1 protein-coding gene is annotated in these 1148 nt (G+C 35.9%); it reads right to left on the reverse strand.

Features of this window, described 5'->3' with window-relative positions; genetic code table 11:
* Positions 1–1148, reverse strand: a 1148-nt coding sequence (locus tag EGI22_RS15555; RefSeq protein WP_255069344.1) for a LamG domain-containing protein, incomplete at both ends; no start/stop codon positions are given.

Raw genomic sequence — 1148 nt, forward strand, 5'->3', positions numbered from 1 at the left:
TAGAACAGATTGATTCCCTCCAGCTTCTACGGTTAAGGTATAAAGTCCACTTTGGTTTGCCTCGGTGTCAGTGATTGACGGATTTTGTGCCGACGATGTAAATCCATTTGGTCCAGCCCACGAGTAAGTAAATGGATATGGAATATTTGCATTTGAGTAAGCAATTCCATTTGGTGCTCCTCCTTTAAATTCATTAATTGAGTTATTGAATTTTTGAATATAAACTAAATCAGGGGCATTTGAAACTTCTGCGTACATACCATTTTGGATTTCTACTGCACTTTTGGCTACATTCCAAATTTTAACATTATCCATTAATCCATCATAATACCTTATATAATTTCCATCAGACCAGGATAAATTTCGCTCTACGCCGATATAAATGTTGGGTGCATTTATGCAAGTGTTTGAATTGGGTGATTGAATTGCCAATGTGCCATCCACAAAGATTTTTGTTCCTTCGTTATTTTCAGATTTTTGAGTTACAGCAACATGATGCCAATTATTATCATTTACCAAAACGCCGGAATTCAACCCTGGCTCTGCAAAAGGAAGGATTCTGGTTTTCAAATAACCATCTTCAATAAAAATATGTTTATCTGCATAATTACTAAGGTTAACATCTCCATTATAAAACAGTCCGCCGTCCGATTGGGTGGTTTTAATCCACATTTCAATAGTGAAATTATCTGATGGGAAATTATTGTTGGATGATTCGATATACTGCAATGAATTTATGTCAAAAACCCCAGCCGTTCCTGAGATGTTATTGTCAGGTAAAACCGTAAAATTCAATTCATCTCCCGCACAAATAGGTGTATTGTTACTTATTGTTGCCAAAGGATTTATATTAATGTTTATCATCGCAGTGGTAACACAAATATTTGTTGTGGCTGTCAATGTATAAGTTCCACTTTGACTGGCCAGAACATTTTCTAAAACCGGATAAGGCAAATCGGACGTAAATCCATTTGGCCCAGCCCACGAATAGTCGTAAATGGTTATATCATTGAAATTTAGTCCCGAAATAAGATGTAAATTACTTCCTTCAGCCAGCGGAGAATTGCTATTTATGATTAATTCTCTTACATAAATTTGAGTAGTTGCCGTAAGCGTACAACCTAAATCCGTGACGGTTAATGTATAAA

The organism is Lacihabitans sp. LS3-19, from assembly GCF_024343575.1.
GTDB lineage: Bacteria > Bacteroidota > Bacteroidia > Cytophagales > Spirosomataceae > Leadbetterella.